The organism is Lentisalinibacter salinarum, assembly GCF_040706555.1.
GTDB lineage: Bacteria > Pseudomonadota > Gammaproteobacteria > Steroidobacterales > Woeseiaceae > Lentisalinibacter > Lentisalinibacter salinarum.
Genome location: NZ_JAPDRH010000004.1, coordinates 472,395 through 479,587 on the forward strand (window position 1 = coordinate 472,395; position 7,193 = coordinate 479,587).

Here is a 7,193-nt window from a genome sequence, read left to right on the forward strand (position 1 = left end):
CTACACTTGGCCCCACTACGGTCCCTTATCGACCCGCAACGGATCGTTGATGCGTGGACACGTTTACATTCGGACCCGTGACTAGATACTCGACATTGTTCTGCCTGTTTTTTTTCGGAATATCTTCTGCCTTATCCAATCCGAAGCAGGAGGTACCGGATATTCGTGTCACTTTAAGAATGCCCGAACCCAGTATCGTTCCGCGGCCGCCCGAGCATGCCGGTCGCGATGTGGGATTCAGCGGCTTGTTGCGAGGCCGCTCTGTCTGGGTGTTCGGAGACACGTTCCTTCCTGGGAAAGGTGATGATGGTCTAGGTTGGCGATCAAGCAGCTGGTCGTGGACCACAGACCTGTCAAGCGACGATGGCATAGGGGAGTTTATCCACGCACTGGGTGACGACGGCATGGCGTTGCAGTTACTGCCCCATACCCCTGCAGAGTATTCTTACAACATTGCGCATGAGGGCCATGAGGATTGCGTTGCAAAGTCGCAGTGCGGGTCGCGCCGAACCCCCTGGCCTCAAGCTCTGGTAACTGATCCATCGGGAGACAGAGCCGTTCTGTTTTATCTGAACATGCAGACCGGGCCAGGTGGAGCGTGGGATTTTCGAAGTGTGTCCGGTTCTCTAGCGACTTGGGATAATCCAGATGCGCCTGCAACGCGTATTGAGCCACCGTTGTTCAGTAACGAAGAGCCGGACTGGGGAGCTGCGGCGGTACTAGTTGACGAAGACATCTTCGTCTATGCATGCGAGTTTGATGGGACTCGCAAACCATGCCTACTTGCACGCGTACCGTTTGTCGAGGCAACGAACAGAGAGAGTTATCGATTCTGGGCAGGGGACGGAAGCTGGAGCATGGACTGGCGAGAGGCTGTACCCATATTCGACGGTGGTTCGCTGTTTAGCGTGCACTTCAGTGACTACCTAGGCCAGTATGTGGCCTTTTATACGCCTGGCCTCGGCGAACCGTTCAAGATGCGGACATCAGATTCCCCACAGGGGCCGTGGTCCGGACCTGTTTCAATTGGCGAGGGTGTACCAGCCGAGAAAAGCTGGAATTATGCGTTGATCGCACACGCCGAGTTCCAGCGCGAGGGTGGCCGGGTTGAGGTCCTCAGCTACACCAACCCGTCCGGATTTTTGACTCAAGAAACACGATTGGTGGAAGTGCATTTAAAATAGCCATGGCTGCCGGATTTGGCAGAGTACAGGATTGCGGGCGGCCGCTTTTGGCCGGTAAGCGACCATTTGCTCCTAACGCTCCCTAGCCCGCCCTCCGCGGGCGGCTAGGGTCGCTTATCGACCCGAAGCGGACGGTTGCCTCGCTATTGAGCTAGACTGGCCGCTGCTGACCCAAAGGCGACTCCCAAGAGGCCTTGTCCGCCAATCTCGTGAAGCTATATAGACTCTCCCGCGGCCTCACCGAGGCGACGCTGAATTTTGATGCGTACCAGTTTTACGTAGCGGAATTGGAAGCTTTAAATGGCCGAATAGAAAGAGGTGTTGTTTCGCTTCATGCCGGTAGCATCGACTTCGAAATGCCGCACCCACTAGAAGAAAGTCAGGCCAACGACCTAATTTTGAGTATTCGAGCGCTAAGTCCCGGAATCCTTCCTGCGCGGCTTCGCATTCCTGGCTCACGCGTGAACTACTGGAACTCAGTGACTATCAAATTCAGGAAGCATGGCAAGGATGAGCGTGGTTCCTTTTACTCCGGTACCGCAACGAGAGGGAACTGCTTGGGAATGACCTTCAATTCTGTGAAGGTTTACGAACGGACGCTTCATCAGTTCGCGGAAGCGCTTGAGCGAATTTATTCGAATTAGCGAGTGTCTTCTGCTGGCCGAAAAGCGACCCTGCCAAGGCCGCTTCCCGGCCGGCTTTGTGGGTTAGACTTCCGTCCGTTCAGAGATCTCTAGCGCGTCTTCGAGCTTAATCCCCAGGTACCGCACGGTACTCTCCAGTTTGGTGTGACCGAGAAGCAGCTGCACCGCTCGGAGGTTTTTTGTCTGCCGGTATATCAGCGTCGCTTTCGTCCGGCGAAGAGAGTGAGTTCCGTACGTCGATGGATCCAATCCGATCTGGGCGGTCCACGAACGAAGAAGTCTGCCGTACTGACGAGTTGAAAGATGCGTGCCTCGCTGCACCCGACTCGGAAAAAGGAACTCGGAACTGGTAAGCGCCGCTGCGTCGATCCACTCTCTGATCGACTGTCGCGTTTGTTCAGTGATCTCGAACTGCACTGGACGTTGAGTCTTGCACTGCATAATCATCGCGCGCTTGGATACATGGTTGCCATGTGCTACATCGATGACCCGAAGACTGACGAGGTCGCAAGCCCGGAGCTTGCTGTCGATAGCCAAATTGAAGAGTGCGAGGTCGCGCTTGCGGTCGGCAATCTGCAGACGAATCCGGATAGCCCAGATCTCGCGAATCTTGAGCGGGGGTTTCTGACCGACCAGCTTTCCCTTGTTCCAAGGGTCCCGCCTTCGCGGGCGGTGCTCCAGGAGATGCATGATTGACTCCAACTACTTATGGGGGGGAGTCATATTGTGCGCTGACGAGAAAGGTCGCTTTTCGGCCAGAAGCGGACCATCGGTAAGTGCTTCCACCTGTGTCGTCCAGATGAGAACCCTCGTGTCAGGTCCAATCCAAACCGTCAGACTTTCAATTCATAAGGCGGCAGAGAAGGACCAGTGTTTGAGCCCATTGAACAATCCGCCATTGTTAGGAACTGTTCAGCTAGCAGCCAAGACTGGGCTTAGCAAAACTAGTGAGCAGGATCCAATAGAAACCTGCCTCGCAACGTTTTTAAAGGCCTATCACGCCCTCAGAGCGCAGAGGACTTTATCTGCCACTTGCCGAGCTAAATCGATCCTCTCAGATTCCGGGACTTCGTCGATAACCATATTCTCTGAGTATTTTTGGTCCTTGTTATACATAGGCAGGGCATCAAATTGGATCGTGTTTTCAGCGCCGAAGATGTTCTTCATCATTCTGCCATGGCAATGCATGAAACAACCATCTATCACAATCACTTTATCGGCTTTCTTTGCCCAGTTTGCCATTGCCGAATGTGGTGCTGTAATCATCTCGCCATGGCATCCTCGACTATATGGCTCCTCTTTCGCCACCATGTGAGCTGCGATCCGAGCAATTTCTCCGCGAAAGCATCCTCCCGCGCATGAAATAACGGGAATCCGCTTCTTAGCGATCATTTCTTTCCCGACAACCTCACCAAGTGGACATACTGGTTTCGCAGCGTCCACCTCAAGGCCAATTTTTCGCTGTAAATTCATAATTTATCCTCGGCTTTCCATCGAGTGGCCTACGTTTACCCTCATCTCTTCTTCCAGTCTCAGCCTGAGCTTACAGCCACTTATTTCTGGAGGTTGTTAAACCGAGCATTTCAGCAACTCAGTGATCGGGCAGGCTCCAGCAATCGTGATATATACACCACCCAATATAATGAGTCCGGCAAGTAGGAATGCCCAGATTGCGAGTGCCATCCCAAATGTCTTAGTCACGCCGTTGGACTTTGACGATGCAAAAAGGACGAAGTAACCAGCAATCGTCCAAAATGTTGCGGGAAGAAAACTGAAAAATAAGCACATGTCAGCTCGCCTCTATCGATTGCGCGTCTTCGGTTTGCTCATTTGCGGTGACTCGAGCGAGATTGTTTAGCTCGACAGTCAACGGAAATCCGAACTTTAGATTCGCATTCGTAATTCCAACCAACTGCATCCCCAAGATGACATCGCAATTGATGTCCGCGAGGGTTTGCTCGACGGTATATCTTGCCGATTCGCATCCCATGACCAGAGCAGCCTCATATTTTTCGGCCTGCTTCAACAATCGGGTTCGCTGGCCTCTCGTCCAAAGACAAGTCGCAGGGCACGGGAGGTAGCTGGTAAAGACGCCAGTTTCGATCCCGTCGTGCTCAAGAGACTTACGGGTCTCGCCTACATAGTCTTCGTAGGCGGGTGTCTTAATGCCATGCTTGAAGAATTCGATGAAGGGCAAGTTTTCGTCACTTGCCAGACTGACAGGCGGGCAAATCGGGCATGAGACAATAAGCACGGACCTATAAGCTTGAAGCTTGTTAGAAAGATCCAATGGCTCCAGGTGAAGAGGCATAAGTAACCGCCTTGGCGGTGAGCAGATACGAGAAAATTGATCGCCGCTTGGACCAACTGCCTCGGCAGCCCGGCGATCTTGGGTCCCTCGGGAAGTCAGCAATGGCTTCTCGGAGGAAGCGAGGACCCGTGGCTTTGCGTCACTAGCTTTCGCCAGGTTTGCCTTTATCGCAAGTACTAGTTTCTCGCTTTTTTCTTGACAGTCAATTCTGGGATTTGCCTAGCGTCCGCTTCGAGTCGATAAGCGACCCTAGCGGATTCAAGAACGTGGGCTACGCGCGGCCAGAGGCCGAAAGGTCGGTTTCCGGCCAGACGCGGCTATTGGCGCGAAGGAACAAATGGCGCAATAAGAAGACCAACGCCAATGCCGATCAGGATAGACGCTACGAAAGTCAGAGCTGAGGTTTGTAGAAAAATCAGCCCGGTGCCGAGTCCGGCCAGCGTTCCCCCACCGATCACCCAAGTGCTCTTGTCGGTACGTGTAGCCATAGATGTCACCTCTATTCTGATTTGGCGACTTGCCGCCAGCGGAAGATGCATGGGTTGACTAAGCCCAGCGCCGCTCTGTCAACGCCTAACGCTCCTCTATCTCGAGCAGGTGATCAATAGGGGATACTCGCAAGAGGTAGGCGCAGCTTAATGACTCGTCAGGGTATCCGGGGCGCTCGATCAGAACCGTCGGCCCGGCCAATCTACAACACAAGACCTACCTTTAGCGGTCTGGACGACCGGTCCTCCCCCCGGTGCCCACCAGCACAATATTGCCGGGACGAGGATACGGCATTTGGCTGCGAGATACGGTGAAGCTCGGTTAACCAAACGTCCGCTTCGGGTCGATAAGCGACCCTAATTTGAGCCGGTCCTCGGTCTAAAGCGCCTCACAGACCGAAAGGTCGCTTTCCGGCCAGAAGCGGAAAAAAAGCCCCGCACTGGGCGGGGCTATCGAACACGGTGAACAGAACGCTTCTTAAGCCGTCTGGCGTCTGCGGGCAAAACCCATGCCGAGAAGGCCAGCACCTAGGAGGGCAAGGGTTCCGGGTTCGGGCACCTTGTTGATGCGAATGTTATCCAATGCGAATTGGAAGGGAAGTCCGTCCGAACCGTTGTCCCTCGTATAGATCCGCGCAGACACGATATCGGCGCAAAATCCGTCGCAGCCATACCCTCGGAATCCGAAAATGCCGTCTGTCCAGGCGCCGACCGTAAACGCGCCGCCGCCCGCGTAGACGACATCAACCAGGAACAAGAAAGTCTCTTCGAGGTAGTCCTCACCAAGCGAGAAACCCAAAAGGTCGAAGGCTCCCCCGCATGTCATCGTGATATCGCTACCGAAGATGTGAGTCGTACCGTTATCGCTACCATCCACACCGTTTTCCGTGCCGGCAAAACTGTCGCCGGCGACAAAATCGCATCCTCCCGATGTGACCGAGTAGCCACCAAAGGCGAAATCAACTGCTGGATCAGTTCCTCCTGGCCTCGGCAGCGCAACTCCCGGATCTTCGAAATCGATAGTGATCTCGTCCGCGGTCGCCGTCATCGGTGATAGCGAGACAGCCACAATGGCTAGACAGGTGCTTCTTATTCGGTTCATGCGGCTCTCCCAAGTGGCTGCATCTGAGGTACAGAGCTCCCCGAGCAAATTCTATACCAAATCGTCAATATTCTGACTTTACAGAGGGTTGAGTCTGCCCCTGCGCCGCGCGTTTTGTAGATATGTAAAGAAAGCTGACGATACTTGGCAGCTTGTATCTATTGCGCCAATAGAAAATCTCGTCCGCTTCGGGTCGATAGGCGACCCTAATTTGAGCCGGTCTTGGCTCTATGGCGCCTCACAGACCGAGGGGTCGGTTTCCGGCCAAGAGCGGGCGGTCGAAGTTGAGGCTAATAATCGGATCCGCAGCAAAAATTTGCTTCGGTCACACCAATGCCGTACCGCTCTTCGTACACCTGCTGGTACCTTCTTGGGTAGCGGTTGTAGGCTTCGCACTTTTCTGCGCTTTTTCCTCTCAGGGTCCACCTATCGCCCAAGAACGGGTGAAACTCTTCGTCGCTAAAACTCCAATAATAAGTTCGACCGTTCGCATAGATCCTGAAATGTGGATCTCTCAATTTACCTTCGCGAGGGTTGGGGACTCTATCCTTCACGGCCTTCTCTAGCATCCTCCCGACGTCTAGCTGTTCCGCCGACGTCACAAAGATATTCTGCGTATCGTCATAGATACACGCATTTTCGTGATCGGGAATGTCCTTTAGCGCCGCAGAGACTGCTTCCTCGAATCCAGGCTCGTACCAGAATTTCGCGATCGGCGTAAACCAGACCGGTAGAAAAAGCCACAATGTGCCGACTGCTGCTAGCCCTACTGCGGCAATCGCCAGTTTGGCAAGTAGCCTGAGAATCTCACGCATTCCGGAAGACGGCTTCGGGTCGACTCCGCAAATCATACCTCAGAGCGCCGCTAGGGTCGCTTTGCGGCCAGAAGGAGCCGCTGGGGTCAATCCCAAGAGACGGAGATATCTGTCCGATGCTTTCCCAGATCGGTGAGAAGCTGAGAAAGAGCTTCCGCATCTTTGGGGAGTTTCTCGCGCAGTTTTGACAATCCGTGGAAACGCAATTGAGATGGTAGATCGCTTAACTGCGGATCAGTCATGCAGTCCCAGCACGCGTCCCAGTTCTTACCCCACCAATCTGGAAACGACATTTCTTCAGCAAGAATCGCGAAAAGCTCATTCTTCGACGACGCATTTGAAAGATCAATCGTACGATTCGTCGTCATTGCGCGAATGTCGCATTTGAGTCAGCAGCGGAAAGTATAGCCTGATCCTGGCAACTGTCGCCTCGCGGCCAGAAGCGCTCGCAACTTGCTCCGAATCAGATGGAGTCGTTTCGCCGATGAGCATCAACCAGTGCGTTGAACATCTTCTCTGACGACGACGTTTTTGATGCCCGTGGACGGCTAAGAAACACAGCCACTGCTGCGCCAATGATTGGGATCAGCCATATCGCAAGGTAATAGGCAATGCGATCTCGTCTGTTCTCGATCCGCTGAGCCACAAT

The 7,193-nt window shown here is 53.8% G+C and carries 10 protein-coding genes and 1 riboswitch; of the genes, 2 read left to right on the top strand and 8 right to left on the bottom strand.

Annotation, left to right across the window (positions count from 1 at the left end; translation table 11 throughout):
- Window positions 1-53 precede the first annotated feature (53 nt).
- The gene (locus ACJMKZ_RS17735) at window positions 54-1,184 is read left to right on the top strand and encodes a DUF4185 domain-containing protein (RefSeq protein ID WP_405234554.1); all 1,131 of its coding nucleotides are present in this window, start codon (window positions 54-56) and stop codon (window positions 1,182-1,184) included.
- A gap of 194 nt (window positions 1,185-1,378) precedes the next feature.
- Window positions 1,379-1,828 (top strand): hypothetical protein, encoded by a 450-nt coding sequence (locus tag ACJMKZ_RS17740; protein WP_405234555.1) that lies wholly within the window; start codon window positions 1,379-1,381, stop codon window positions 1,826-1,828.
- A gap of 63 nt (window positions 1,829-1,891) precedes the next feature.
- On the opposite strand, the gene ACJMKZ_RS17745 is transcribed toward ACJMKZ_RS17740, so the two are convergent.
- The 8 genes from ACJMKZ_RS17745 to ACJMKZ_RS17780 all read right to left on the bottom strand — a co-directional run.
- Window positions 1,892-2,518 carry a tyrosine-type recombinase/integrase gene (locus ACJMKZ_RS17745; protein ID WP_405234556.1) on the bottom strand — a complete coding sequence of 209 codons (627 nt, stop codon included), beginning with the start codon at window positions 2,516-2,518 and terminating at the stop codon, window positions 1,892-1,894.
- A gap of 306 nt (window positions 2,519-2,824) precedes the next feature.
- On the bottom strand, window positions 2,825-3,301 hold the full coding sequence (locus tag ACJMKZ_RS17750; RefSeq protein ID WP_405234557.1) for a putative zinc-binding protein: 477 nt from the start codon (window positions 3,299-3,301) through the stop codon (window positions 2,825-2,827).
- 316 nt (window positions 3,302-3,617) lie between these two features.
- Entirely contained in the window at window positions 3,618-4,025 is a 408-nt protein-coding gene (locus ACJMKZ_RS17755) for a hypothetical protein (RefSeq protein WP_405234558.1), read from the bottom strand.
- Between the two features lie 174 nt (window positions 4,026-4,199).
- Window positions 4,200-4,312, bottom strand: a riboswitch (cyclic di-GMP riboswitch).
- 144 nt (window positions 4,313-4,456) lie between these two features.
- Entirely contained in the window at window positions 4,457-4,627 is a 171-nt protein-coding gene (locus tag ACJMKZ_RS17760) for a hypothetical protein (protein WP_405234559.1), read from the bottom strand.
- 478 nt (window positions 4,628-5,105) lie between these two features.
- Window positions 5,106-5,729, bottom strand: coding sequence for a PEP-CTERM sorting domain-containing protein (locus tag ACJMKZ_RS17765; RefSeq protein ID WP_405234560.1), 624 nt, complete (start codon window positions 5,727-5,729; stop codon window positions 5,106-5,108).
- Between the two features lie 290 nt (window positions 5,730-6,019).
- Window positions 6,020-6,544 carry a hypothetical protein gene (locus ACJMKZ_RS17770; RefSeq protein WP_405234561.1) on the bottom strand — a complete coding sequence of 175 codons (525 nt, stop codon included), beginning with the start codon at window positions 6,542-6,544 and terminating at the stop codon, window positions 6,020-6,022.
- Between the two features lie 86 nt (window positions 6,545-6,630).
- Window positions 6,631-6,912: a barstar family protein gene (locus ACJMKZ_RS17775; RefSeq protein WP_405230644.1), complete on the bottom strand. Its 282-nt coding sequence runs from the start codon at window positions 6,910-6,912 to the stop codon at window positions 6,631-6,633.
- Between the two features lie 95 nt (window positions 6,913-7,007).
- Window positions 7,008-7,193, bottom strand: a 186-nt coding sequence (locus tag ACJMKZ_RS17780) for a hypothetical protein (protein WP_405234562.1), incomplete at its 5' end; no start/stop codon positions are given.

What these genes read in the sequence shown, in the direction of transcription:
- ACJMKZ_RS17775 (WP_405230644.1), bottom strand. Translation starts at nt 6,912, where the DNA reads ATGACGACGAATCGTACGATTGATCTTTCAAATGCGTCGTCGAAGAAT.
- ACJMKZ_RS17765 (WP_405234560.1), bottom strand. Translation starts at nt 5,729, where the DNA reads ATGAACCGAATAAGAAGCACCTGTCTAGCCATTGTGGCTGTCTCGCTA.
- ACJMKZ_RS17760 (WP_405234559.1), bottom strand. Translation starts at nt 4,627, where the DNA reads ATGGCTACACGTACCGACAAGAGCACTTGGGTGATCGGTGGGGGAACG.
- ACJMKZ_RS17750 (WP_405234557.1), bottom strand. Translation starts at nt 3,301, where the DNA reads ATGAATTTACAGCGAAAAATTGGCCTTGAGGTGGACGCTGCGAAACCA.
- ACJMKZ_RS17770 (WP_405234561.1), bottom strand. Translation starts at nt 6,544, where the DNA reads ATGCGTGAGATTCTCAGGCTACTTGCCAAACTGGCGATTGCCGCAGTA.
- ACJMKZ_RS17745 (WP_405234556.1), bottom strand. Translation starts at nt 2,518, where the DNA reads ATGCATCTCCTGGAGCACCGCCCGCGAAGGCGGGACCCTTGGAACAAG.